Consider the following 26,347-nt stretch of genomic DNA (forward strand, 5'->3'; position numbering starts at 1 on the left):
ATCCTACATTTAAAAAATTTGCAATCTTGTAAACTATTTGCGCAGCATCACAAAACTCGCCATACTGATACTTAAAGTGATGGGGTAAAAATAACAATAAAGAACAGGGAATTGCCTATGGATACTGCGATTAAGACACCAATCGAAATGCTGGCACACTGGGCTAAAGCTCGTGGGGATGAAGTCTATTTGCGCCAACCAATCAAGGGACAATACCTTGATTTTACATGGGGTGAAGTGCAAGAGAAAGTGCAGCAATTAGCGGGTGCGCTACGTCACTTAGGATTTGAGTCTGGCGATAAAATTGCCGTCTTATCTAAAAACTGTGCAGAGTGGTTTATCACCGATCTCGCCTTGATGCACGGCGGCTATATCAGCGTGCCAATTTACCCGACCGCCAACCCTGATACCATACGTTATGTACTACAACACAGTGGAGCTAAAGCCATTTTTGTCGGTAAGCTCGATCATTGGGCCGATCAAGAAGCTGGGGTTGGCGGAGAATTATTACGCCTAGCAATGCCCTACGACACTATGCCCGCCCAATATCAATGGGAACAATTGCTAAATCTAGGTCATCCTTTAATTGAAGCTCCCCTACCTAAGCTAGATCAAGTGATGACATTGATCTACACCTCAGGTTCGACAGGGCAGCCTAAAGGTGCCATTCAGACCTTTGCTAGCTACGGCTGGACCTGTAAAGCCGTTGTACGTGACTTACGCACCGATGGTGATGATAGACTCTTATCCTATCTGCCATTAGCCCATATCACTGAACGCGTTGCGATTGAAGGCTCATCCTTTTATTCGGGTAGCTCCGTTGCCTTTGTCGAAAGCCTCGACTCCTTTGTCGCCGATGTGCAACGGGCTAAACCTACAGTCTTTTTCTCCGTACCTCGTTTATGGAGCTTATTCCAGAAAAATATCATCGATAAAATTGGCCTAAGCAAACTCAATCTATTACTTAAAATTCCGCTACTTAGCAGTTTTGTAAAATACAAAATTCACAAGGGATTAGGTTTAAACCATTGTCGCCTGCTCGGCTCAGGATCTGCGCCTATTCCACCATCATTGATCCACTGGTATCACAATATTGGCCTCAATATTTGTGAGGCTTGGGGAATGACGGAAAACTGCGCCTATTCGATTATCAACTATCCCTTTGATGCCCGTAAAATTGGTACTGTTGGACGTCCAATACAGGATTGCTTAATACGCCAAGGGGACGATGGCGAGTTACTGATCAAAAGCCCCGGTTTAATGACCGCCTATTATTTACAACCCGAAGCGACTGCGGCAGCCTTCGATGCCGATGGTTTTTTCCATACTGGCGATTTATGTGCCATCGATGCCGATGGCTGCGTGACTATTACTGGTCGTGTTAAAGACAATTTTAAAACCGCCAAAGGTAAATATGTCGCGCCAGTTCCTATTGAACGTAAATTAGCTCAGGATCCCTATGTAGAACTGATTTGCGTTATTGGCTCTGGTTTGCCACATCCTGTCGCACTGGTACAACTATCAGAAGGGGCAAGCCTACAAGCCCGTGAAGAAGTGAGAGCCTCACTGAAAGCAACACTCGACAGTGTTAACCCACACTTAGAGTCCCATGAACATGTCGATGCAATTATCGTGGTCAGTGATCCTTGGACAATTGAGAATGATGTACTCACCCCTACCCTCAAAATCAAACGTCATGTGCTTGAAAAAGCCTTTAGCGAACGAGTCGATGGCATTAGAGGCGCTAAAATATGTTGGGAAGATGAGATTTCTATTAAATAACTTTCCAAAACAGTGATATAGAAAACTTTTTTTATCACTAAATCAAAGCACGCGATGGAGCGTGCTTTTTTATGACATATTCTGTCAAACAGTGTTAAAACCACGTATCATGTATGGCTGTCGGTTAAGGTGTCCACACCTCAATTAATTCACTTAATCAAGATCAAACAGAGTCTAAAAATGCTCATTGCACTTTCAATTATTGGTGGTTTTATTATTTTAACCTTAGGCGCAGAAGCCCTAGTTCGCGGTGCAAGTTCAATTGCCCTGCGTTTAGGTATTACGCCGTTAATTATTGGCTTAACTATCGTTGCTTTTGGTACAAGTGCGCCAGAGTTAGCGGTCAGTGTTAAATCCGCATTAGCAGGTAACAGCGGCATAGCCCTAGGTAATGTCATAGGATCAAACATTGCCAACATTGGTTTGATTTTAGCGATCACCGCGCTGATCCGCCCCATCCAAGTACAATCCCAAATTGTAAAACGGGATATTCCCCTGATGATCTTAGCCTCTATGTTGTTTTGGGGATTATTACTAGACGGTGAACTCAGCCTCATTGACGGTGTAGTGCTACTTTCACTGTTGGTAGGCTATTTAGTGTTTAGTTACATCAGTTCAAAAAACACTAAGGATGCCGATGCCGAGGCCATTGAAGAAGGCCCTAAAAACCCACTGTTATCAATTTTATTTATTTTAGTGGGCATCAGTATGTTAGTCGGTGGTGGAATTTTATTTGTGAATGGCGCTGTTGATCTGGCTAAAACCTTCGGCGTGAGTGAAGTGATTATCGGCTTAACGATTGTCGCTATTGGCACCAGTATGCCGGAATTAGTTACCTCTGTTTTAGCAGCACTAAAAGGTGAAAGTGATATTGCTATCGGTAATGTCGTAGGCTCTAACCTTTTTAATATCTTAGGTATTTTAGGTGTCACCGCCATAGTTCACCCAGTATCGGCTCTGGGTTTTCAATCCTTCGACTTTACCGTAATGTTAGCTTTAGCCGTAGTAATACTGCCCTTCGCTTGGACAGGTTTACGCATCGGCCGTAGAGAAGGCGCAGTTTTGTTGCTGAGCTATCTAGGTTATATGGGTTACTTAGTAAACCAAGCAAGTATGCAATCTTTAGTCTAAGCCATAAATTGTGTTAACTAAAAACACCGGAGCCACTCCGGTGTTTTACTATCTGTACTTTATATTAGCTTGTTACCTAACGTATTTATCTCTTCGTAATACATTCTAATACTCATTCTTAACCTGTGTAGGTTAGCCATCTGCGCTAACTGTATCCCTTTGTAGTCAGCCGTTCATCTCTAGCGATATTTCCCAGTAGATCAGGAGCAATTTCAAAAAACATAAATGTTATTTCTGTGGAATTCAACTTTTGATTGATCTTGCTAATGTTAATCATTATCATTCGCAAAATTATTTGTAAGTTACATTTGTAAATTAAGTTTACTAAACAGGAGAGGTTTATGTTATTTCGTCAAACTTGCTTGGCCGCTGCCATTACCGCTGTTTTTGCTGGTAATTTCGTCCAAGCTGAAGAGGCCCCAGACAGAAAAATGGAAGTTATCGTTGTTACCGCCTCTGGATATGAACAGAAATTAGTTGATGCACCAGCCAGTATTTCTGTTATCACCCAAGAAGATTTGATGATAAAACCTTATACCACTCTCCTAGATGCAGTACGTGACTTGGAAGGGGTTGATATTGGTGAAACCCGTGATAAAACAGGACAAGGAACCATCAGCCTACGCGGTATGGGATCTGACTATACCCTGATCCTCGTCGATGGTAAGCGTCAGAACAACCATGGTGATATTTATCCAAACAGTTTTGGCGGCAACCAATTTGGCCATGTGCCACCACTTGATGCAATTGACCGAATTGAAGTTATTCGTGGACCTGCATCAACACTATACGGTGCCGATGCGCTAGGGGGCGTGGTGAATATCATCACGAAAAAAGTGGGGGACGAATGGTCAGGCTCGGTCACTCACAGTCGCACTAATCAAACAAATGATGCCTATGGCGAAGATATCACTACCGATTTCAGCGTAATGGGGCCGCTCATTAAAGGCGTCCTTGGACTCTCTGTCCATGGCAGTATTTATGATCGTATGGGGTCAACACCTGAGTATGCTCCCGTCAATTATCCGAATGGAGAAGTGCGTACCCGCTCACTCGGTTTTGGAGGCGGAGGTAAAACCGTTGATAATGAAAACCATATGCTCGGTGGGAGCCTAAGTTGGACACCCAATGAACATCATAAAATTTGGTTTGACTTAGATTCATCCTCACAGGAATACGACAACACGCCATTAATCAATGCGGACGGTGTACGCGAGTATCCTCTTGGCACAGTTGATAATCTAGAAAGCCTTTGGGTAGCAAGTAATTTCTGTAAAGGTGGTGTAGGTTCCCGTGAGGCCGCCTGCCTTGCCAGTGGTGGAGAATGGGCAAGACGTTCTAATCCAAGAGTTGGTTATAGCGAAACTCAAAAATTTACCCGTGATGCTTGGGCATTAACCCACGAAGGAGCTTGGGATTTTGGAACAAGTTTCGTTTCACTGTCATATGTCGACACGCAAAACCATGGCCGTACACTCCCATTTACCACTGCTGAACGGACATTGTTACTGCAAATGATTGATGGTAAAGGGGCCTACACAGGTATGACAGAAGCAGAGCGTAAAGCAATTGTCTCATCGACCTTCCTGCCTAGACCTAAACGTGAAATGGCAAGCAACCAATATACACTGGATATGAAACTCGACATTCCATTTGAAGCTGCTGGCAATCATGTCGCGGTAACAGGTGCGCAGGTGATACGAGGAGAATTAAAAGACGGTGTATTTGGTATGGAAGAAGGTACGCCAGGCGCAGTACAAGAACACAATATGTGGTCTGTTTTTGCTGAAGATACCTGGAGCATGACCTCTGATTTATCTGTTACAGCAGGTTTACGCCATGATGACCATGAAATATTTGGCAACCAACTCAGTCCACGTCTGTATGGCGTTTACACCATTAATAATGAGTGGACGGTAAAAGGTGGAGTGAGCACTGGCTTTAAAACACCTAAAACCACGCAATTATATGATGGTGTCGTTGGTTTTGGTGGCCAAGGAACCTCACCACAGTTTGGTAACCCAGATCTGGAAGCGGAAACCAGTGTCTCTAGTGAAGTGGCTTTATACTGGTCACATCCTGATGGTCATAACTTCAACGTAACCGTCTTTAAAAACGATTTTGACGATAAGATTGCTTCACAACCTTGTGGTACAGGTACAAGTATCGAATGTTCCGATGCGGGTGAATATGCTGATTTGGGCTATGCGGTTAGCACCAAGACAGTGAATATTGACAAGGTGACTATTCAAGGGGCAGAGCTAGCCGGGCGTTGGGAAATCCTTGATGCCTTAACCTTTAATGCTAACTATACCTACACTGATAGCGAGCAAAAAAGCGGAGCAGAGCAAGGTCGGCCACTTGGCAACAGCGCTAAGCATATGGCAAACGCGACCTTAAAATGGGAGATAACCGATTCAGTTAATGTATTTTTGACCTCAGAATATCGCGCCAAACGCTATCGTTCTTGGGATACGATTAATGATGCCCCACTCTATTACAAAGGCTACAACGTATTCCACCTCGGCGGTTCTTATCAAGCAAGTGAGTTTGTCACCTTTAATATGCGAATCAACAACTTGTTTGATAAAGATTTTACAACATACGATATTGTCTTTACCGAATGTAGCGATACTAGCGCAACTTGTGTTTCTGACGACAATGGCCAAAACGGGTACACAGCATCCTACGTTGATGACTATAACAACAAAGATAAAGCCCGTAATCTCTGGGTTAGTATGAATGTACGCTTCTAATTGAATCGTTGAATTAGCCATTATTCAATCATAAGTGAATGAACAAAAAAGAGTTACGCTTAATAAGAGGGTAACTCTTTTTTTATTGCGAACTCATAGGGCGTGTTGACGTTTCGAGATTAAATTTTGTTCGCTCTGGCAAGCTTGTGATCGCGAAACGAGGAGTGACGTGTAGTTATTCTACTCAAATGACGAGTGACAAAGAGCAAGAGCTTTCCAGACGAACCCTTCGGGCAGCGTTTGGCTGGCGTTTTTGCTGCGTTATCGCCCGTTTATGTAGAATAACTACACCGCACGGGCTTTACCTTGCATAAAAGCCAGCCAACTCGCTGCAAAAATAACCCTGAAACGTCAACACGCCCTAATCATATATGCAGTAAATGCGCTCAAATTGACCCAACGCGAGATCGTCTCGGTGGATAATAAAATTCAATTGCATAGAATGCTCACTGTAGACGACTTTGAACAGTACTAGATAATCTTCGGCATTACCGCCTAATTCAGCTGCGGCGCGGAGTTCGGGTGCTTTATAGCGACTATCGCCATGGCCATTAATGCTGGCGATACCATTGTAATACGGCAGCGGCTGCTCGGGGACCAGCAATGCCTGCAAGTTGGATGACTGCCAGTCGGTATTAGCCCATTGCGATTGAGTGAGAATCTGACCAGGGATTAACCCCTGCATATTCATTTGCATCAGCTCATAGCCCTTGAGCTGATCTTGCCACTCAGATGCCAATTCGTCATCCACAACCTCAAGGGTTTGTAGCACCATAGCTTGCTGCTGTTCAGGTAGCGCTTGTAAACGTGCCTTGGCTAACTTTAATAAATGCGGGTTGTCACTATTAATCATGTCAGGGGCAATCATCTTAATGCTGGCAATCCCGTGGAGTTGATAAGCTGTCTCATACTCATAGTTTCCACATACAGAATCGTCGAACTTAAGATCGGCAATACATTTTCCAGAGTAAAGTTGCTGATCCTCAGCGACATAATAGACGTGACCGCGAAGCATTTCCGAGAAACGCCAACGCTCCAAAAAGAACAACAATCGGCCCTCTCTGGGCAAGTAGGGTTGTAACGCTTTCAGTTCACTACAATTAAGCTGCGCGATAAATTGCATGGGAACGTGAAAGGCTTGCGCAGCCTCGTCCCAATGGTAATTCTCTTCAGCCCAATCTTCCCGCCAATGCTCCTCGATATATTCGCGAGTATGGTCGAATTCCTCAGCGTAAGCATCCAGCATCTCCTCCCGTCCAACCAAAGTCACCGGATAATCCATGCCGACAGGCAAATCCGGTAATCCACCCAGCCGGCTGTTACCTAACTTGGCATAGTGTTCGATTGCACAGGGATAGAGATCGACACTACTGCGAATAAACGCCGAGAGCGTATGGGCAAGATGCGGGTCTTTAAACTGCGCCAGCTTTTGCTCTAACAACTGCCGACGAATGGGGGAATTTTCTGCTAACAACATATCCATATTTACCTCACGACTCCAATGTTTGCTTTTTATCATTTCTATCAACTATTTGCCATCATCAAATATAATAAATTGCAAGGCTGTCATAGGTTCTGCAAAGCTGGAGTAGCGTTTTGCTGATAAGACGAACAAAAACTAAGACGATAGGAAACTCCTTCCGCTAATTGCTGCAGCACACTAACCCAATCAACACCGACTTGGTTGAAAAATAAGCAGCCATTCTGTATGGTTAAGGCTAATTTTATTAAAAGGAGCACGATAAAATGAACAAATTACACTTAGCCTCGCTCTCAATCTTGTTACTGAGTGGTACCGCGTTTTCACAAGAGTCCCAAGTAACCATGGAGTTGTTGAATGCAGAGGGTAATACTCCAATTGGCACTATTAGCCTAAATGACTCCGAATTTGGTCTTGTTCTCACCCCAAACCTGTCATCTTTAACGCCAGGTGTACATGGTTTTCATGTACATCAAACTGGCAATTGCGAGCCAGTAACTAAGGATGGAAAAACAGTCTTAGGCGGAGGTGCGGGTGGACATTATGATCCAGACAATACGGGTAAACATGGAACGCCATGGTCAACCGATAATCATAAGGGCGATTTACCGCCTTTATACGTCGATGAACATGGCAAGGCCACAACTGCAGTACTAGCTCCTCGCCTGAAGGTCAATGATGTTAAAGGTAAATCTTTGATGGTCCATGTTGGTGGAGATAATCATTCTGATCATCCAGCACCTCTTGGCGGCGGTGGTGCACGTATGGCTTGTGGTGTTATCAAGTAAGTATTCATGGGCCAAAAACCATAATGTGTTGGTTTTTGGCCTAGTGCTAAAACATGTAATCGCTTAATGGCCTCTGTACACAGAACTGATAACAAGCCATCTTACCATTTACTGCTACACTCAAATTCTGCGTAAAAAGATCAACAAAAGGATTTGTTTATGGCAATTGCCTGCGTTAACACTCGAGCCAGTTGCGGGGTTGAAGCCCCAAAAGTCACGGTTGAAGTACATCTTAGTAATGGGTTACCTGCATTTAATCTAGTGGGATTACCTGAAGCCTCGGTAAAGGAAGCCCGTGAACGAGTACGTAGCGCACTGATCAACGCAGGTTTTGAATTCCCAATGCGCAGAATTACTGTCAATCTCGCGCCGGCAGATTTGCCGAAACAAGGGGGGCGCTACGATTTACCTATCGCTGTGGGCATACTCGCGGCATCCGAACAAATCCCAGCTAACAGTTTAAAAAATTTAGAATTTGTGGGTGAACTGGCGCTTTCTGGACAGATTCGTTATTGCCAAGGGCTGCTACCTGCAATTATTGCAGCAAAACGCCAAGACAATACTTTAATTTTGCCATTGGAAAATCGTCACGATGCCGAGTTAGTTGGCTATCAAAAGGTATTTTTTGGATCGCACTTACAAAGTCTCGCGGCATTTTTACAAGGTCAAGCACCACTACCGGAACTTGATACTCATCTTGAATGGGTAAGCGAAGAACAATCCTATGATTCAAGCCAATGCTTAAGCGATGTGATAGGACAATATCAAGCCAAACAAGCACTGGAAATTGCGGCGGCAGGTAATCATAACCTTTTGATGCTGGGCCCGCCCGGAACTGGAAAAACCATGCTGGCCAGCCGCATGATGGCGCTACTCCCTGCCTTAAGTTATGAAGAAGCATTAGAAGTTGCCGCTATTCACTCCGTTGCAGGACTCGACATCAAGCCACAAGATTTTTTAAAACGCCCCTTTAGAGCGCCACACCACACAAGTTCATCAATATCCCTCGTGGGTGGCGGAAGTATTCCAAAACCCGGTGAAATCTCCCTCGCACACCGTGGCGTCTTATTTTTAGATGAAGTAGCTGAATTTCCACGTAAAGTGCTCGACTGCCTACGTGAGCCTATGGAAACAGGCGAAGTAGTCATTTCCCGCGCCGCCGCTAAACTCACGTTTTTAAGCCGTTTTCAATTAATCGCCGCCATGAATCCTAGCCCTAGCGGTGATATTGATGCAAATAACCGCGCCACTCCAGATCAAGTACAGCGGTATCTTGCAAGATTGTCGGGCCCATTTCTCGATAGATTTGATCTCACGATTGAAGTGCCAAAACTACCCGCAGGCACACTCACCCAAGCCATGGCGCCGAGCGAAACTAGCCAAGATGTCGCGAAACGAGTTAGGCGCGCAAGGGATATTCAACTGGCTCGCTCAGGAGTGCTCAACAGTGAACTTACGGGTAAACAGCTTAAACTTTTCAGTGGTCTAACTAATGCAGACCTTATCTTTTTAGAGCAGAGCGTCGTCAAACTTGGACTTTCTGTGCGTAGCTTTCATCGTATTCAACGAGTCGCCCGCACGATTGCCGATCTAGAGCAGTCACCCAATACTGAAAGACGTCACTTGGCTCAAGCATTAGGATATCGCGCTATGGATAGGCTGCTTGCGCGTTTATCTCAGCAATATTGAACGAATAAATGTTAACAAATGCACCGACCAGCACTGGCTAAGATTGAGCCAAAGGCTGACACCGAGTAACATAGGCCTCCAATTTTTGTCAGGGGGCTCGGATGGGAACGGTGTTTTCACAGTTAAAAGGCTGCATAGCATTCTTAGGCTACGTCATTAATACGCTTTTTTGGGCTATTCCAATTGTCTTGATTAGCTTTATCAAGATTATTCCTTTTGGCCCAACCAGAACAGCCACTAGCTATGTGCTCGACTTCTGTGCCAGCGCTTGGATTAGCGTCAATGGCGTGATTGAGCGTTGCTTGCATCCCGTTAAAATAGAACTGAGTGGTGACACCGACTTTTCCACTAAAGAGTGGTATATGGTGATTGCCAACCACCAGTCTTGGGTCGATATCCTGATCCTGCAGCGGATATTTAATCGCAAAATCCCCTTTCTTAAATTTTTCCTAAAGCAGGAGCTGATTTTTGTGCCTGTGCTTGGGCTTGCTTGGTGGGCACTGGACTTTCCGTTTATGCGCCGTTATAGCACTGCGCAGCTTAAAAAAAATCCGAAGTTAAAGGGTAAAGATATTGAAATCACACGTAAAGCTTGCGCTAAATTCAAAGCGAAACCTGTCAGTGTGATGAACTTTGTCGAAGGCACGCGCTTCAGCAAAGCCAAACATAAAAAGCAAAACTCACAGTTCCAACATTTGTTAAAACCCAAAGCGGGCGGCATGGCCTTCGCGCTATCGGCCATGGGAGAACAGATCCACAAGTTAGTGGATGTGGCAATCTACTACCCAGACCATGTTCCAAGTTACTGGGACTACCTGACAGGCAAAGTGCCAAAGGTTAAAGTACACATTAACGTGTCTGATATCGATCCTGCCATGCGCGGCGATTATATGAATGACCGTGATTTTAAAATTAGCTTTCAGGAACAGTTGAATCAACTCTGGCTCACCAAGGATCAAGTGATAAGCCAACTCGCTGGCCAAGTCGATAAAGAATAAGGGTTACACCAATATGTTGAATTTTCTCCCCGGTCCAGTGCTGTTTATACTCAGCCTGAGTTTGCTGATAATCAACACTGCCGTTTGGGGTTCACTTATTAGCCTTGGCGGATTGGTGAAAATTGTAATGCCAGTGCAAAGGGCACGTAATGCCGTGACCACCGTCATGAATCGTTTTATGTGGGCTTGGGCCTGCTGTAACGGCGGCATTTTGTATCTCATCGCTAAAATTGAGTGGGATGTGCAAGGGCTCGAAGGACTCGATAAAAATAGCTGGTATTTACTGATCAGCAACCACCTCAGTGGATTCGATATCGCCGCGCAAACTTACGTGTTACGTAACCATATCCCGATGCTTAAGTTCTTCCTTAAAAAAGAACTCATTTATGTACCCATTATGGGGCTGGGATGTTGGGCGCTGGATATGCCATTTATGAACAGAACTAGCCCCGCAAAACTTAAAAAAAATCCAAAGCTTAAGGGCAAAGATTTAGCAACCACACGCAGAGCCTGTGAAAAGTTTAGAAATATGCCTACCTCAATTATCAACTATGTTGAAGGTAGCCGTTTTACCCAAGATAAGCGCCAGCGTCAGAATTCTCCTTATCAATATCTACTGCGCCCTAAAGCAGGCGGTATCGCTTTTACTCTCTCGGCTATGGGCGAGCAATTTACTAATCTACTAGACATGACAATCGTTTACCCAGATGCACCTGAAGATATTCTATTTGGGGTGATGAACGGCAAAGTGAACAAAATAATTTTACGGATTAATGCCCTTCCAGTACCTCAGGTTGATGCAACACGCTATTTCTCTGAGTCTGAGTACCGCGTCGAATTCCAACGCTGGTTAAACCAAGTTTGGGCGGAAAAAGATCAACAAATTCATGCTTTGCTCCACACCAATCAAAATGTGGCAGATAGTGCCACCCGCCAAAATCATACTCAAGCTAGCTAACGTCTTACGCTGCTAGCTTCTAGCTCTCTAACGAATGCAGCCGCATCAGATAACTCAAATTCATTGAATACCGTTATCCCTGCGGCGCTGAGTTTTTCAGACGTTAATCCTTGTCCCGCAATTAACTGTTTTACAAATTGACCATCGTAAATCTGCCTATTACCACAGGATGGACTGCGGGCTTTTAAAATCGCCACTTTAATCCCGTGTTGCTGCGCCAGTTTAAGCGCGAGATCGGCTCCCAGACTAAAAGCGTGGGTAACATCCTCACCTTGGGCAGTTAAGATGCGCTGTCCAATCCGCTCCGCTGGCGGTCTAGGTGTGGGTAAACCGCCTGCACATTCGGGACAAATTGCCACAATCCGCCCTTGCTCGAGCCACGTTTGCACCTGCTCGCTCTCCATCAAGTTATGGCCACCGTCGTAGCGCACCGCTTGTCCGAGTAAACAACTGCTCACTAACACTTTTTCCACTGTCATCCCCAAATGTCTCATTCCGCCCATAGCATAACGCGAAGGATAAACATGCCAAATGCATTTGGACGATTTTCCCCAAAACCATCAACATCCGCAACGAGGTTGGAAGGTTAAAACCACGCCATTGTTGACAATTTAATATTTAAATATTCATAACATAAAATATTAATAACGAGATAATAAAAATAAAATGATATAAATCAATAACAAAAACAGAAACCCATTGAAATATAGACTTACGTCTAAGTAAACACATTGTTGACAATCCACCAAGGGAGGGCTATTTTTTACCCATTGTCGACAATCCTGTTAATAGTGATGCGCTCTATGTTGAAGCAAGACACGACGTTCGTTTCTGATGACACACATGTTTCCCACCTGCATAAGGTCAAATCGACCTCGGCAGATAAAACGTCGACCACATTAGCCGATCAAATTTTGGTGCAGATCCAAACCAGCATCATCAAGGGCGAACTGCCTGCGGGCAGCAAGATTAACGAGCAAGCACTGGCCGAAAAATACGGCATCAGCCGCGGCCCGACCCGCGAAGCACTGCAAACCTTAGAAAGACAACGTTTAGTGGTGCGTGCGCCCCATGTTGGTGCCCGCGTCGCCCAGCTAACCGTGAGTGAACTTAACGATTTATATCAACTACGTAGCGTGCTTGAAGGCATGGCCTGCGAACTCGCCGCCAGCCGTATTACCCCAGAACAATTAGCCAAGCTAGAAGATCTGCTCGCAACGCAAGAAGCGGCGCTCGCCAAGGGCGATACTTACTTCCAAGAGGAAGGCGATGTCGACTTCCACTACCAAATTATTCAAGCCAGCGGTAACAAGCATCTGCAGGAAACCTTAGTCGGTGGTCTGTATCACTTGCTACGTATGTACCGCTACCAGTGCACCAATAAAAATCGCCCCGTGAAAGCGATTGCCGAGCACAGACGCATAGTCGAAGCCATTGCCCAGCGCGATGGTGAGTTGGCCAGTTTGCTGATGCGCCGCCATATCGAACAAGGGCGTAAAAATACCGAATTACGCTTAATTGAATTGCAAGCCAATGCAGCCGCAAAAGAAACCTTAGCCAACATTAGCTAAGTTCTTACGGCTCAATATGCCCACTTCCCATAAAATGGAAAAGGATAAAACCATGACTCAAAGCGCAGGATTACGTTTTCGCCAAGCTCTTGCTAAGGCCAAACCGTTACAAATCGTTGGCACCACCAATGCCTATTTTGCCTTAATGGCAGAGCAAACTGGCTTCCAAGCCTTGTATCTTTCGGGCGCTGGCGTTGCCAATGCTTCCTACGGTTTGCCTGACTTGGGCATGACCTCAATGAACGACGTGCTGATTGATGCCGGCCGCATCACCTCAGCCACACAAGTGCCTTTACTGGTCGATATCGATACTGGCTGGGGCGGCGCATTCAATATTGCTCGTACCATCAAAGAGTTCGAAAAAATCGGCGTCGCTGCAGTGCACATGGAAGACCAAGTGTCGCAAAAGCGTTGCGGCCACAGACCCAACAAAGCAGTTGTGAGCATTGAAGAAATGGTCGATCGCATTAAAGCGGCCGTCGATGCCCGTACCGATCCTAACTTTGTGATCATGGCGCGTACCGATGCGGTTGCCGTGGAAGGTTTAGAAGCGGGTATTGAACGTGCGCAAGCGTATATTGCCGCCGGCGCCGACATGATCTTCGCCGAAGCCTTAACTGAGCTAGACCAATATCGCCACTTCAAGGCTCAAGTTAAAGCACCGATTTTGGCCAACATGACTGAATTTGGTCAAACCCAATTGTTCAATAAAGAAGAACTCGCCGAGGCGGGTGCCGACATGGTGCTCTACCCACTCGGTACTTTCCGTGCAGCCAACCAAGCCGCACTGAACGTCATGCAAGCGCTGATGAATGATGGTCATCAACGCAATGTGCTAGACACTATGCAGACCCGTAAAGACTTGTATAAATACTTGGGCTACCACGCCTTTGAAGACAAGTTAGATCAACTGTTCAGCCAAGATAAATAACCGAAAAGCTGCAACCCTACAGGGTTTGGCGTTAATGCAGATTTAACGTTAAACAAGTTAAAAAAGTGCAGCCTTAACCAATAAATGTCGGCGAATGAGTGCTCTGAAATGAGCGTATTCATCCACCAGCAATAATCATACAGAGTTAACGGAAGGGAAGGATTATGTCAGAAGCTAAAAAACTAAGCGGTGCAGGATTACGTGGCCAGAGCGCAGGCGAAACTGCATTGAGCACAGTGGGCGTATCAGGCTCGGGCCTCACATACCGCGGTTATGATGTGAAAGATCTCGGTGAAAATGCCACCTTCGAAGAAGTCGCCTACCTTATTCTTTACGGCGAGCTGCCCACTCAAGCCCAACTTGATGCCTACAAAACCAAACTCAAAGGCCTTCGCGGTTTGCCGCAAGCATTAAAAGAAGTATTGGAGCGCATTCCAGCCGACACTCATCCTATGGATGTAATGCGTACTGGCTGCTCTATGCTAGGCAACTTAGAAGCCGAGCACAGCTTTGCCGAACAGAGTGAAATTACTGACCGTTTACTCGCCGCATTCCCATCGATCATCTGTTACTGGTATCGCTTTAGCCACGATGGCGTGCGTATCGATACTGAAACCGATGACGATCAAATTGGCGCACACTTCCTCCACTTATTACATGGTAAAGCGCCGTCGGCTCTGCATGCAAAAGTGATGGACGTATCGTTAATTCTTTATGCAGAACATGAATTTAACGCATCAACCTTTACCGCTCGCGTATGTGCTTCCACCTTGTCAGATATGCATTCATGCGTCACTGGCGCCATTGGTTCACTGCGCGGCCCGCTGCATGGCGGCGCGAACGAAGCGGCGATGGAACTTATTCAAGACATGAAAGATGAAGCCGATGCGCGCGACATCTTAATGGGTAAACTCGAGCGTAAAGATAAGATCATGGGCTTCGGCCACGCGATTTACCGCGACAGCGATCCACGTAACGCCATCATCAAAGAATGGTCAGAAAAACTGGCGGCTGCCAACGGTGACGACCGTCTATACCGCGTATCAGTTGCCTGTGAAGCCCTGATGTGGGAACAGAAAAAACTCTTCTGTAATGCTGACTTCTTCCACGCCAGCGCTTACCACTACATGGATATTCCGACTAAGTTGTTTACGCCAATCTTCGTGTGTTCACGCGTCACAGGCTGGGCGGCGCACGTGATGGAGCAACGCTCTAACAACCGCATCATCCGCCCGAGTGCCGATTATGTGGGCGTTGCACCGCGCAAAGTGGTACCGATTGCCAACCGTTAAGCAAAATTGACCACAGTTGGCGTGAGATTTCACTCAATGTAAGTCTCGCGCCAACTTCATTTTCCGAAATGGATGATGTTATGAGCACTGCTATGAATACCCAATATCGCAAGCCCTTACCCGGCACTCAGCTCGATTACTTCGATACCCGCGAAGCCGTAGAAGCCATTCAAGCTGGCGCGTATGCCAAGCTGCCTTATACCTCGCGCGTTTTAGCTGAAAACTTAGTCCGTCGCTGCGATCCGGCCGTTTTGACCGACTCGCTAAAACAGATTATCGAATCTAAGCAAGAACTGGATTTCCCTTGGTTTCCTGCCCGCGTGGTGTGCCACGATATTTTGGGGCAAACCGCTTTAGTTGACCTTGCAGGTCTGCGTGACGCTATTGCCGCTAAGGGTGGCGATCCGGCCAAAGTGAACCCTGTTGTACCAACACAATTAATTGTGGATCACTCACTCGCTGTCGAATTTGGTGGTTTTGATAAAGACGCCTTCGCCAAAAACCGCGCCATCGAAGACAGACGCAACGAAGACAGATTCCACTTTATTGATTGGACGCAAAAAGCCTTTAAAAACATCGATGTTATCCCTCAGGGTAACGGCATCATGCACCAAATTAACTTAGAACGTATGTCGCCTGTGGTGCATTCACGCAATGGCGTGGCCTTCCCTGATACCTTAGTTGGCACCGACAGCCACACACCACACGTTGATGCACTGGGCGTTATCGCCATAGGTGTCGGCGGCTTAGAAGCCGAAAGCGTGATGCTAGGGCGCGCATCCTATATGCGTCTACCGGACATTATCGGTGTTGAGCTCACGGGCAAACCGCAGCCTGGCATTACGGCTACCGATATCGTATTGGCCTTGACCGAATTTTTACGCGCACAAAAAGTCGTGTCATCTTACTTAGAGTTCTTCGGCGAAGGCGCAGCGGCGCTGACATTAGGCGATCGCGCCACGATTTCGAATATGACGCCTGAATTTGGCGCCACTGCGGCCATGTTCTACATCGACCAGCAAACCTTAGATTATTTAACCTTAACTGGCCGCGAAGCCGAGCAAGTTAAGCTGGTTGAAACCTATGCCAAAACCGCAGGTTTGTGGGCCGACAGCTTGACCGAAGTGCACTATCCACGTGTACTGCATTTTGATTTATCTTCGGTGGTGCGCACCATTGCAGGGCCATCAAACCCACATGCACGGGTGCCAACGTCAGAATTGGCTGAGCGCGGAATTAGCGGCGTAGTCGAAAACGAGCCAGGCTTAATGCCCGATGGGGCTGTGATTATCGCGGCGATTACTAGCTGTACTAACACCAGTAACCCGCGCAACGTGATTGCTGCAGGCCTGATTGCCCGCAACGCCAATGCTAAAGGCTTAAGCCGCAAACCTTGGGTCAAAACCTCACTGGCACCCGGCTCTAAAGCGGTGCAATTATATTTAGAAGAAGCCAAGCTATTACCTGAGCTTGAACAACTCGGTTTTGGCATTGTTGGTTTTGCCTGCACGACGTGTAACGGCATGAGCGGCGCGCTGGATCCTGTAATTCAAAAAGAAGTGATCGACCGCGACTTGTACGCCACCGCTGTGTTATCGGGTAACCGTAACTTCGATGGCCGTATTCATCCCTATGCAAAACAAGCTTTCTTAGCATCGCCGCCATTGGTCGTCGCCTACGCGATTGCCGGCACCATACGTTTCGATATCGAAAAGGATGTGTTGGGATTAGATAAAGACGGCAACCCCATCAAACTTATCGACATTTGGCCATCGGATGAAGAAATCGATGCCGTGATTGCGACAAGTGTTAAACCTGAGCAGTTCCGTAAAGTGTACGAGCCCATGTTCGATTTAGCCGTCGATTATGGCGAAAAAATCAGTCCGCTGTACGATTGGCGTCCGCAATCCACTTATATTCGTCGCCCACCCTACTGGGAAGGCGCATTGGCCGGAGAGCGCACGTTAAAAGGCATGCGACCACTGGCGGTGCTGGGTGACAACATCACCACAGACCATTTATCGCCGTCGAACGCCATTATGATGGACAGCGCCGCGGGCGAATATCTGCACAAAATGGGCTTGCCGGAGGAAGACTTTAACTCCTACGCCACCCACAGGGGGGATCACTTAACCGCCCAGCGCGCAACCTTTGCCAATCCTAAGCTTAAAAACGAAATGGCGCTGGTTGATGGCAAAGTGCAACAAGGCTCACTGACGCGTATCGAGCCAGAAGGCCAAGTGACTCGTATGTGGGAAGCGATTGAAACCTATATGGAACGTAAGCAACCGCTGATCATCATCGCGGGTGCGGATTACGGTCAAGGTTCGTCCCGCGACTGGGCTGCCAAAGGCGTACGTTTAGCGGGCGTTGAGGCCATTGTTGCCGAAGGTTTCGAGCGTATTCATCGCACTAACTTAGTGGGCATGGGCGTGTTGCCACTGGAATTTAAAGTCGGTGACAACCGCGCCACCTATGGTATAGACGGCACAGAAGTGTTCGATGTCCTAGGCACGCCAGCGCCAAGAGCGAACTTAACCGTCGTTATCACCCGTAAAAACGGTGAGCGCATCGAAGTGCCAGTCACGTGTCGTCTCGATACCGCCGAAGAAGTGTCTATCTACGAAGCGGGCGGCGTATTGCAGCGTTTTGCTCAGGACTTTTTAGAATCGAATCTGAAATAACACTCGCGCTAAAAAGGCGGCGATACCCATTTAGAATCGCCGCCTTTGATACCGACGCTAACCTGTATCGCTATTCCCCTTGGAGTTAATAGCATGAGTAAGAATTTTTTCCCGCCACAAATCAAAGTCGCCGCGACCTATATGCGCGGCGGCACCAGTAAAGGGGTGTTTTTCCGTCTGCAGGATTTACCTCAGGCCGCACAAGTTGCTGGCCCTGCCCGTGATGCCTTGTTACTGCGAGTGATAGGCAGTCCCGACCCTTACGGTAAGCAAATCGATGGTATGGGCGGCGCCACCTCGAGCACCAGCAAGACGGTTATTCTGTCAAAAAGCAGTCAAGCCGACCACGATGTCGATTATCTCTTTGGCCAAGTGTCTATCGACAAACCTTTTGTCGATTGGAGCGGTAACTGTGGCAACTTAACCGCCGCCGTCGGTGCCTTTGCCATCAGCAATGGCTTAATTGATACGGCCCGCATTCCACACAATGGCATCTGCACAGTGCGAATTTGGCAAGCCAACATAGGCAAAACCATTATCGCCCATGTGCCAATCACCAACGGTGAAGTGCAAGAAACCGGTGATTTTGAGCTCGATGGTGTGACCTTTTCTGCCGCCGAAGTGCAAATCGAATTTATGAATCCAGCAGCTGACGAGGATGGCGGCGGTGGCAGCATGTTCCCTACGGGCAATCTTGTCGATGTGCTAGAAGTGCCGGGTATTGGCAGCTTTAACGCCACCATGATCAACGCGGGCATTCCCACCATTTTTATCAACGCGCAGGACTTAGGCTACACAGGCACTGAGCTACAGGATGATATTAATAGCGACAATGCCGCCCTTGCCAAATTTGAAACCATTCGCGCCTATGGCGCCGTGCGTATGGGCTTGATTTCGCATATTGATGAAGCAGTTGCACGCCAACACACGCCTAAGATCGCCTTTGTCGCTAAACCTAAAGCCTATGTGTCATCGAGCGGTAAAACCGTCAATGCCGATGAAATCGATCTACTGGTGCGCGCCTTGTCTATGGGCAAACTGCACCACGCTATGATGGGCACGGCTGCCGTTGCTATTGGTACGGCGGCGGCAATTCCCGGCACTTTAGTAAACCTCGCCGCAGGCGGTGGCGAAAAGGAAGCGGTACGCTTTGGGCATCCTTCAGGCACGCTGCGTGTTGGCGCTGAGGCAAGCTTAGTGAATGGAGAATGGACGGTCGTCAAAGCCATTATGAGCCGCAGCGCCCGCGTACTGATGGAAGGTTTTGTGCGGGTGCCGAGCGATAGTTTCTAATCGTTTATCTGGTTCTGGATTAATCGCTAAAAGCGCACAAGGAAGACAATTTAAATGAAAAAAACAACGGCATTACGACAAATGCTGAGCGGCACCGATATCCACGTCGCCCCAGGCGTGTACGATGGCATGACGGCACGTTTAGCCGAACAGGCAGGGTTTAACCTGATTTATGCCAGTGGTGGCGCGATTGCGAGAAGTTGTGGTTTCCCTGATATAGGCATGCTGAGCTTTAGCGAAGTGTTGCATAGGCTCGAACAGATGGTCGAAGTGACCCAAATGCCCATCATAGCGGATGCGGATACAGGGTTTGGTAATGCCATCAATGTGAGTCGTACCGTTAAAGCCTTTGAACGAGCGGGGGTGGCAGCATTACACTTGGAAGATCAAACCTTTCCAAAGCGTTGCGGCCATCTCAATGATAAATCTTTGGTAAGTACCCAAGAAATGGTGCACAAGATCCGAGTCGCCAAAGACAGCCAAACTGACCCAGATTTTGTCTTAATTGCCCGCACAGACGCGATCGCCGTAGAAGGATTTGAAGCAGCGATTGAACGCTCACATGCATATCTAGCGGCAGGTGCCGACGTGATTTTTGTCGAAGCACCCGAAACCATTGAGCAAATTGAATTAATTGCTAAGCATATCAAGCAGCCTAAGCTCATCAATATGTTCCACAGTGGCAAAACACCGCTAGTATCAAAGGACAGACTGCAAGCATTGGGATATAAGTTCATTATTATTCCCTCTGACTTACAGCGAGCGACTATCCATGCTTGCCAGCACACCTTACGTACCATTCTCGAGCAGGGTGACAGTGGCAGCATTGCCGAGCAGATGGTGTCGTTTGCAGAACGTGAACGGATCATAAACACCCAAGCATATTTGGATCTTGATCTAGGCTACCTAAATCACTGAGGCTTGGCACTTACCTAACCCGCTTATTGCCAAGTCCACACTCGGCTAAAACAGTTTAACCAAAGACCTTGCTTCTCCCCCTTCCGGCAAGGTCTTTTCTTTTCCAATATCCCAAGTAACAGCACAGCAATAATTTGTTCGTCAGCTAATATGTTGGCATACCGTAAACAATGCTAAGATTCTTGGGCTGGGTAAAAACAATAATGACAACTGTGATATAGCCCAAAAATGAGTAGATAACGAAGCTAAGATCAGCACTCATTTCAAACGGGATGATAAAGGTTTTTATAGGGGTAAATTTGCGTCCATTCACCTACAAACTTGTTATATGCACTCTTTATATTTTGAGTTTATTGTGGATCCCACAAAATGGATGGGCACAGCCATTAAGTGCGGCGAATACTCAACTTAAATTTGAACATATTCGCAGTGAAGAAGGGCTAAACCAAAATACTATCACGAGTCTATTTATGGACAGTGCTGGCATGCTCTGGATTGGTACTCAAGATGGTTTACACAGCTACAATGGCCATAGTTTTAATCTTTTTATTCACTCACCGAATGATCCTACCAGCATTTCCGAAAGTTATGTGTCCGATATTATCCAAGATCCTGAAGGATATATTTGGGTGGGCACCTTTAGCCAAGGTGTTAATCGTCTCGACCTCAGCACAGGGAAATTCGAGCATTTTGGGTTAGAACAAGGACTGACAGAACCGAGAGTCACTAAGCTTAATATTGTTGGCAATACCCTATGGATTGGCACTCAATCAGGCTTATTTTCCTTATCAACAAAGACTCAACGTATTAATCAAGTCAACTTAGGTAACAGTGTTGAACCCTATATCACTAGCCTTGCCAATGTTGACAACACCTACTTATTAGCTGGTACACAAAATAGCGGGACCTTTGCTGTAAGTGCCAACACCATCACCCGTTTAAATGTGCCGCAGAATGTGACTGCCTATCAAATAAAAGCCAATTCTAAACGCTCAATTGATCTCGCCCTTGGTAACCAACTTTGGCGTTATGACCTTATCTCCCAGCAGGGTGAAGTATTATGGCAAGTCGATCCTGATATTCCTTACATTAAAGATTTTATTCAAACACCACTTGGGGTTATTTGGGCTGTAGGGCCAGAAGCCGGGCTGATCCAATTAGATCGTGAGGCAGGGCAGCTTATCGCGACATATCATAAATACGATACTAAGCGTACAAACAGCATCAGTGAAAATAATATTTTAAGCCTACTGCAAGATCCTTTCGGCAACCTCTGGCTCGGCACCAGTTACTCAGGACTTAATAAAATCAATACTCGCCGTCAGTTTTTTCAGCATCTCTATGAGTCGACTATCGAACTGCCACAGCAAAGCAACAATATTCGCTCACTGCTACGCAGCAAAGACGGTGCATTATGGATAGGAACAGACGGTGCAGGACTAAAACGCTTACCCCAAGGCAGTAACCAATATGATTATTATTCGTCATATTTTGCTAAAGCGCTCGGTTCCAGCCAGCGCCACTTAAATCTAGTTATTCGAGATATTGCCCAAGATAATCAAGACGTCCTTTGGATTGCCAGTAACTATGGACTCGGACGTTTAACACCCAGTGGTGAGTTTTCGCTGCTTAAAGTGACTCAAAATCAAGAGCACTCGGAACCAAACTATATCCGCAGTTTAGAAATTGATCACCAAGATAGACTTTGGATTGCCACTAGCCACGCACTTTACCGCAAAGCGCTAGATAAGGATGAATTCATCCCCGTATCCCTAGCGAATATCGAGAATTTTTATCCCACACAAAACTTATTATTAACCCTTAAAGCCGATAAATATGATCTTTGGATAGGCTCGCTCAATGGACTTATCAAGCTAGATATGAAAACTGAATTAGGTCAGGTTTTTTACCATCAACCTAATCATAAAAACAGTATTATTAATAACCGTATTCGGGATATTTTAGTCGCATCCAATGGGGATATTTGGTTTGCAACCCATGGTGGTATAAGTAAATGGTCTTCTACCAATGCAGATGTCGGTTTTAGCCATTACACCCGCGAACAGGGCTTACCCAGTAACACTATTTATGCGCTGCTCGAAGATCAAAACCATCACATTTGGTTTAGCAGTAATGCAGGCATTGGTAAATTAAACCCTATAACTCACCGCATTATCAGTTTCAATGAACAGGAGGGATTGCAGTCGCTAGAGTTTAATGGCGCAGTAAAACTTAAAGATAGCGATGGTGACCTTTGGTTTGGTGGCATTAATGGTATTAATCGTTTTAACCCTCAAACTATTCCCGAGCAAAGAGGTGAAGCCAAAGTTGCATTAACAGGCTACAAGATTGCGGGGAAGCATCACACTATTTTAGATTTAAGTCGCCCACCGCCGATTGTGATGAATTACGGCGAACAATTAGTGAGTTTTGAAGTGACCTCATTAGATTTTAGTTATACGGGGAAAAACCGTTTTAGCTATTTCCTTGAAGGCTTTGATCACCAGTGGCATCAATTACCCGCGGGTAATGAGATTACATTTACCAATATTAATCCCGGTCAATATGTGCTTCATGTACGCCACTCATTACAATATAACCGTGAAGGCTCACAAACCCTTTTAGTGAATCTAAAGGTACAAGCTCCCTTCTATAGAACCCCATTCGCCTACACCCTTTATTGCTTACTCGCTATAGGATTATTGATATGGGGACTTCATTGGCGTAAACAAAAACGCCAACAACAACGGGAGTTTGAAACCAGTATCCGAGCCTCTGAAGAAAGGCTAAAGCTCGCGCTATGGGCATCAGGCGATGGGATGTGGGACTGGAATATTAAAGAAAATAAAGTATACCGAACCAATATGGATGCATCTGTCTCACATTGGAGTAGCCACAATCTGCTGCATGAGAATATGCACCCTGAAGATAGGGAAAAATTTAAGTATGAATTGGCCGAACACCTACAGGGCCGAACCCCTTTCTTCGAAATCGAGTATCGGATTGAAGGTGCTTTTGGTAAATGGATTTGGATTTTGGACCGAGGTAAAGTCGTTGAAACTGACGCACATATGCAACCCATGCGTATGACGGGGACTAACCGCAATATAACCTCCCGTAAGCTGATTGAAAATGAACTGGTACTTTCATCCCAAGTGCTTAACAGCATGAATGAAGCCGTTGTCGTGGCTGGGTTAGATTATAAAATCCGCTCGGTGAATCCAGCATTTAGTGCTATTACAGGATATTCTGAACGTCAAATCACCGATAAATATTTAGTTCATCTGGCCTATAAACAACAACGCGAACTCTTCAATAGCATCGAGCAACAGTTACTTCGCCATAAACATTGGGTAGGCGAAATTTGGATCCGCAATAAACAACGCAAAGCCATATTGGTTTGGCTTGAGATCAACCAAGTTATCGATATAAAAGGTGAAACTAGCCACTTTGTTGCGGTATTTACCGACATTACAGAGCGAAAGAAAGCCGAGCAGGATCTGCGCTTCCTTGCCAGTTTTGATACTTTGACGGGATTGCCAAACAGAACCCTCTTCCAAGACAGGCTCAATCACGCAATCACCCAAGCACATAGGGCAAATAATATCGTTGCACTGCTGTTCCTCGATCTCGATCGTTTTAAGCATATTAACGATTCTATGGGCCATCATGTGGGGGACTTATTGCTCAAAGCCGCAGCTAAGCGCCTGCAAAATGCCGTGCGAGAAGGCGATACGGTTGCCCGTCTGGGTGGCGATGAATTTACTATTATTTTGGAAGGTGTAGCCAAAACCAAAGCCGCGACACTGATTTCGGAAAAAGTGCTACGCGCCTTCCAAACACCGTTTTTATTAGAGGATAAGTCCTTAACTATCTCAACCTCGATAGGAATTAGTCTCTATCCCAATGATGCCGACAATGCGGACTCATTAATTAAATTTGCCGATACGGCTATGTATCATGCTAAGTCTTTAGGTCGAAATAATTTTCAGTTTTACACCCATAAACTTAATGAAATCGCGACTCGCCATGTGCTATTGGAAGCTGGATTAAAACAAGCCATTCATCGCAATGAGCTAAGTTTAGTCTACCAACCTAAGTTCAGTTTACGGGATGGCTCACTCACAGGGCTAGAAGCCCTATTACGTTGGCACCATACTGAACTGGGCCCGATTTCACCCGTAGAATTTATCCCGCTAGCGGAAGAAACAGGGATTATTAATCAAATTGGACATTGGGTGATTAACCATGCCTGCCAACAACTGGCTGAGTGGAATGCATTAGGTTTCAATAACATTAGCATGGCGGTTAATTTATCGGCTCGACAACTCAAAGCCGATATCATCTCCACCATTGAAGTCGCCCTCGCCGTCTCTGGACTTCCCGCTCAATCACTAGAGCTTGAACTGACCGAATCGATGATCATGGGTAACCCCCAAGATTCCGTTAGTATTTTATCTAAACTCAAGGCGCTGGGATTAACTATCGCGATTGATGATTTTGGGACTGGATATTCAAGCCTAAGCTATCTAAAACGCTTCCCGATAGACACGTTAAAAATTGATCGAGAATTTGTCAGAGATATCACCAACGATCCCGACGATGCAGCGATCACCAGTGCCATCATTGCCTTAGCACACAGTCTAGAACTGAATGTGGTTGCCGAAGGCGTAGAAACCCAAGCACAGCTAAACTTTTTAGGGCTACAGGGTTGCGATGAGGTACAAGGTTTCCTCCTCAGTAAACCTCTCAGTGCTAAAGACTGCTTAACCCTATTAGGTAATCAATCTAAACAACTGATGCAATAAACCGAGTCGCACAATAAAAAGGCTCCGTTATAGGAGCCTGTTTTATATCAATATAAATTTAAGGTGCGATTCGCTCTACACGCTTTACCCAACCTTCAGGCCCTTTGATATGGCCTTTTTGGATATCGGTATAGAGTTTGTAGATGCGCTGAATATGCTCACCCACTTCGCCATTACCGACAGTGACAACACGACCATCTTCAAAAATGTAGGAGCCCACAGCAGAAACCACAGCCGCCGTCCCAAAACCACCCGCCTCGATAATTTCACCAGATTCAATATCAGCGATAAATTTATCCAGCATTACCGTTTCTTGGCGCACTTCACAACCGAGCATCCCACCTAATTCCATAATCGATTGCGAGGTAATGGATTTTAAGATGGTATCGGTGAAGGTCGGAATAATCACAGTGCCATCTTTTAAGATGTGGAAATGGTTCATCGCGCCCGCTTCTTCAATCTGTTGATTGGTCGAGTCAAGATATAACACTTGTGATGCACCAAACTGCGCCGCCGCTTTACCCGCTCGCAAAGAGGCAGCATAGTTACCCGCCGCCTTCGATGCGCCAGTTCCACCCGATACCGCACGGTGATAGGTCTTGCTGATCAGCAAACGAATACCTTTATTCACGCCAGCAGCATAGTAAGCACCGCTAGGGCTTAATACCACACAGAAGGTATAACGAGAACTCGGGCTAACAGACAAACGATCTTCGGTCGCAAAAATAAAGGGGCGAATGTACAAACAGGCACCTTCTTGCATCGGGAACCAGAGACGATCCACATCGATCAACGCATTGATCGCATCGATTTGCATCTGCTCATCGATATTCGGAATACAGACGATATCGGCGGAGCGATTCATCCGCTCGGCGTTTTTATTGATACGGAAAGTATAAATCTCGCCATCTTCATGCATAAAGGCCTTCGCGCCTTCGAAGATTGACTGACCATAGTGTAATGCCATTGCACCCGGCGCCATTTCAAATGGACCATAGGGCACAATTCGCGGATCACGCCATTCACCATCGCGGTAATCCATTAAAAACATATGATCGGTTCTGAGGCTACCGAAGCCCACATTCCCCTCGGGCTTGAATTGCTCAGTACGGCGCTCGGACGCAGGTTTTAAATTGTAAGTTATTTCCATCGCATACCACCTTGATTACTGAACAAGCAGACTAGGGAGCGATAGGAATAAAGTCAAGGGGGCTAAAGCCAATGACAAGTATTTTTGCCACAATAGGGGCGGGCTTCAGTCAGATGAG

Annotated in this window: 17 protein-coding genes; 14 read left to right on the top strand and 3 right to left on the bottom strand. The window is 46.2% G+C overall.

The features are described 5' to 3' along the window. Positions 1-117: 117 nt before the first annotated feature. The 3 genes from SPUTW3181_RS19590 (at position 118) to SPUTW3181_RS19600 (ending at position 5,669) form a co-directional block, all read left to right on the top strand. Positions 118-1,782, top strand: a complete 1,665-nt coding sequence (locus tag SPUTW3181_RS19590; RefSeq protein ID WP_011791008.1) for an AMP-binding protein — start codon at positions 118-120, stop codon at positions 1,780-1,782. Between the two features lie 180 nt (positions 1,783-1,962). Continuing rightward, positions 1,963-2,913 (top strand): calcium/sodium antiporter, encoded by a 951-nt coding sequence (locus tag SPUTW3181_RS19595; protein WP_011791009.1) that lies wholly within the window; start codon positions 1,963-1,965, stop codon positions 2,911-2,913. Between the two features lie 341 nt (positions 2,914-3,254). After that, positions 3,255-5,669, top strand: coding sequence for a TonB-dependent receptor domain-containing protein (locus tag SPUTW3181_RS19600; protein WP_011791010.1), 2,415 nt, complete (start codon positions 3,255-3,257; stop codon positions 5,667-5,669). Between the two features lie 361 nt (positions 5,670-6,030). Here SPUTW3181_RS19600 and SPUTW3181_RS19605 read toward each other — a convergent pair whose 3' ends face one another. Next, entirely contained in the window at positions 6,031-7,152 is a 1,122-nt protein-coding gene (locus tag SPUTW3181_RS19605) for a DUF1963 domain-containing protein (RefSeq protein WP_011791011.1), read from the bottom strand. Between the two features lie 263 nt (positions 7,153-7,415). On the opposite strand from SPUTW3181_RS19605, the gene sodC reads away from it, so the two are divergent. The 4 genes from sodC to SPUTW3181_RS19625 all read left to right on the top strand — a co-directional run bounded on the left by sodC (position 7,416) and on the right by SPUTW3181_RS19625 (position 11,582). Further along, positions 7,416-7,937 carry a superoxide dismutase family protein gene (gene sodC / locus SPUTW3181_RS19610; protein WP_011791012.1) on the top strand — a complete coding sequence of 174 codons (522 nt, stop codon included), beginning with the start codon at positions 7,416-7,418 and terminating at the stop codon, positions 7,935-7,937. Between the two features lie 159 nt (positions 7,938-8,096). Continuing rightward, positions 8,097-9,626 (top strand): YifB family Mg chelatase-like AAA ATPase, encoded by a 1,530-nt coding sequence (locus SPUTW3181_RS19615; protein ID WP_011791013.1) that lies wholly within the window; start codon positions 8,097-8,099, stop codon positions 9,624-9,626. A gap of 101 nt (positions 9,627-9,727) precedes the next feature. After that, entirely contained in the window at positions 9,728-10,624 is an 897-nt protein-coding gene (locus tag SPUTW3181_RS19620) for an acyltransferase (protein WP_011791014.1), read from the top strand. A 13-nt stretch (positions 10,625-10,637) separates the two neighbouring features. Beyond that, the gene (locus SPUTW3181_RS19625; RefSeq protein ID WP_011791015.1) at positions 10,638-11,582 is read left to right on the top strand and encodes an acyltransferase; all 945 of its coding nucleotides are present in this window, start codon (positions 10,638-10,640) and stop codon (positions 11,580-11,582) included. Here SPUTW3181_RS19625 and SPUTW3181_RS19630 read toward each other — a convergent pair. Further along, on the bottom strand, positions 11,579-12,085 hold the full coding sequence (locus tag SPUTW3181_RS19630) for a DUF523 domain-containing protein (protein WP_011791016.1): 507 nt from the start codon (positions 12,083-12,085) through the stop codon (positions 11,579-11,581). The genes SPUTW3181_RS19625 and SPUTW3181_RS19630 overlap by 4 nt on opposite strands. Before the next feature lie 300 nt (positions 12,086-12,385). Here SPUTW3181_RS19630 and SPUTW3181_RS19635 point away from each other — a divergent pair, with 300 nt between their 5' ends. From SPUTW3181_RS19635 to SPUTW3181_RS19665, 7 genes are all read left to right on the top strand, one after another. Next, positions 12,386-13,153 (top strand): GntR family transcriptional regulator, encoded by a 768-nt coding sequence (locus SPUTW3181_RS19635; protein WP_011791017.1) that lies wholly within the window; start codon positions 12,386-12,388, stop codon positions 13,151-13,153. Positions 13,154-13,205: 52 nt separating this feature from the next. Beyond that, on the top strand, positions 13,206-14,084 hold the full coding sequence (prpB, locus tag SPUTW3181_RS19640; RefSeq protein ID WP_006084450.1) for a methylisocitrate lyase: 879 nt from the start codon (positions 13,206-13,208) through the stop codon (positions 14,082-14,084). A 164-nt stretch (positions 14,085-14,248) separates the two neighbouring features. Next, a complete protein-coding gene (gene prpC, locus SPUTW3181_RS19645) occupies positions 14,249-15,376 on the top strand; it encodes a 2-methylcitrate synthase (RefSeq protein WP_011791018.1) in 1,128 nt (375 codons plus the stop codon). Positions 15,377-15,456: 80 nt separating this feature from the next. Beyond that, the gene (acnD, locus tag SPUTW3181_RS19650) at positions 15,457-18,060 is read left to right on the top strand and encodes a Fe/S-dependent 2-methylisocitrate dehydratase AcnD (RefSeq protein ID WP_041408263.1); all 2,604 of its coding nucleotides are present in this window, start codon (positions 15,457-15,459) and stop codon (positions 18,058-18,060) included. 93 nt (positions 18,061-18,153) lie between these two features. Beyond that, complete coding sequence (prpF, locus tag SPUTW3181_RS19655; RefSeq protein ID WP_011791020.1) at positions 18,154-19,353, top strand: 2-methylaconitate cis-trans isomerase PrpF; 1,200 nt, start codon at positions 18,154-18,156, stop codon at positions 19,351-19,353. A 54-nt stretch (positions 19,354-19,407) separates the two neighbouring features. Next, on the top strand, positions 19,408-20,271 hold the full coding sequence (locus tag SPUTW3181_RS19660; protein WP_011791021.1) for an isocitrate lyase/PEP mutase family protein: 864 nt from the start codon (positions 19,408-19,410) through the stop codon (positions 20,269-20,271). Positions 20,272-20,543: 272 nt separating this feature from the next. Continuing rightward, a complete protein-coding gene (locus SPUTW3181_RS19665) occupies positions 20,544-25,079 on the top strand; it encodes an EAL domain-containing protein (RefSeq protein WP_011791022.1) in 4,536 nt (1,511 codons plus the stop codon). A gap of 58 nt (positions 25,080-25,137) precedes the next feature. On the opposite strand, the gene SPUTW3181_RS19670 is transcribed toward SPUTW3181_RS19665, so the two are convergent. Further along, a complete protein-coding gene (locus SPUTW3181_RS19670) occupies positions 25,138-26,229 on the bottom strand; it encodes a branched-chain amino acid aminotransferase (protein ID WP_011791023.1) in 1,092 nt (363 codons plus the stop codon). Between the last annotated feature and the right edge of the window lie 118 nt (positions 26,230-26,347).

Origin of the sequence: Shewanella sp. W3-18-1 (genome assembly GCF_000015185.1) — a bacterium.
Lineage (GTDB): Bacteria > Pseudomonadota > Gammaproteobacteria > Enterobacterales > Shewanellaceae > Shewanella > Shewanella putrefaciens.

What these genes read in the sequence shown, in the direction of transcription:
- SPUTW3181_RS19590 (WP_011791008.1), top strand. Translation starts at nt 118, where the DNA reads ATGGATACTGCGATTAAGACACCAATCGAAATGCTGGCACACTGGGCT.
- SPUTW3181_RS19595 (WP_011791009.1), top strand. Translation starts at nt 1,963, where the DNA reads ATGCTCATTGCACTTTCAATTATTGGTGGTTTTATTATTTTAACCTTA.
- SPUTW3181_RS19600 (WP_011791010.1), top strand. Translation starts at nt 3,255, where the DNA reads ATGTTATTTCGTCAAACTTGCTTGGCCGCTGCCATTACCGCTGTTTTT.
- SPUTW3181_RS19605 (WP_011791011.1), bottom strand. Translation starts at nt 7,152, where the DNA reads ATGGATATGTTGTTAGCAGAAAATTCCCCCATTCGTCGGCAGTTGTTA.
- sodC (WP_011791012.1), top strand. Translation starts at nt 7,416, where the DNA reads ATGAACAAATTACACTTAGCCTCGCTCTCAATCTTGTTACTGAGTGGT.
- SPUTW3181_RS19615 (WP_011791013.1), top strand. Translation starts at nt 8,097, where the DNA reads ATGGCAATTGCCTGCGTTAACACTCGAGCCAGTTGCGGGGTTGAAGCC.
- SPUTW3181_RS19620 (WP_011791014.1), top strand. Translation starts at nt 9,728, where the DNA reads ATGGGAACGGTGTTTTCACAGTTAAAAGGCTGCATAGCATTCTTAGGC.
- SPUTW3181_RS19625 (WP_011791015.1), top strand. Translation starts at nt 10,638, where the DNA reads ATGTTGAATTTTCTCCCCGGTCCAGTGCTGTTTATACTCAGCCTGAGT.
- SPUTW3181_RS19630 (WP_011791016.1), bottom strand. Translation starts at nt 12,085, where the DNA reads ATGGGCGGAATGAGACATTTGGGGATGACAGTGGAAAAAGTGTTAGTG.
- SPUTW3181_RS19635 (WP_011791017.1), top strand. Translation starts at nt 12,386, where the DNA reads ATGTTGAAGCAAGACACGACGTTCGTTTCTGATGACACACATGTTTCC.
- prpB (WP_006084450.1), top strand. Translation starts at nt 13,206, where the DNA reads ATGACTCAAAGCGCAGGATTACGTTTTCGCCAAGCTCTTGCTAAGGCC.
- prpC (WP_011791018.1), top strand. Translation starts at nt 14,249, where the DNA reads ATGTCAGAAGCTAAAAAACTAAGCGGTGCAGGATTACGTGGCCAGAGC.
- acnD (WP_041408263.1), top strand. Translation starts at nt 15,457, where the DNA reads ATGAGCACTGCTATGAATACCCAATATCGCAAGCCCTTACCCGGCACT.
- prpF (WP_011791020.1), top strand. Translation starts at nt 18,154, where the DNA reads ATGAGTAAGAATTTTTTCCCGCCACAAATCAAAGTCGCCGCGACCTAT.
- SPUTW3181_RS19660 (WP_011791021.1), top strand. Translation starts at nt 19,408, where the DNA reads ATGAAAAAAACAACGGCATTACGACAAATGCTGAGCGGCACCGATATC.
- SPUTW3181_RS19665 (WP_011791022.1), top strand. Translation starts at nt 20,544, where the DNA reads ATGATAAAGGTTTTTATAGGGGTAAATTTGCGTCCATTCACCTACAAA.
- SPUTW3181_RS19670 (WP_011791023.1), bottom strand. Translation starts at nt 26,229, where the DNA reads ATGGAAATAACTTACAATTTAAAACCTGCGTCCGAGCGCCGTACTGAG.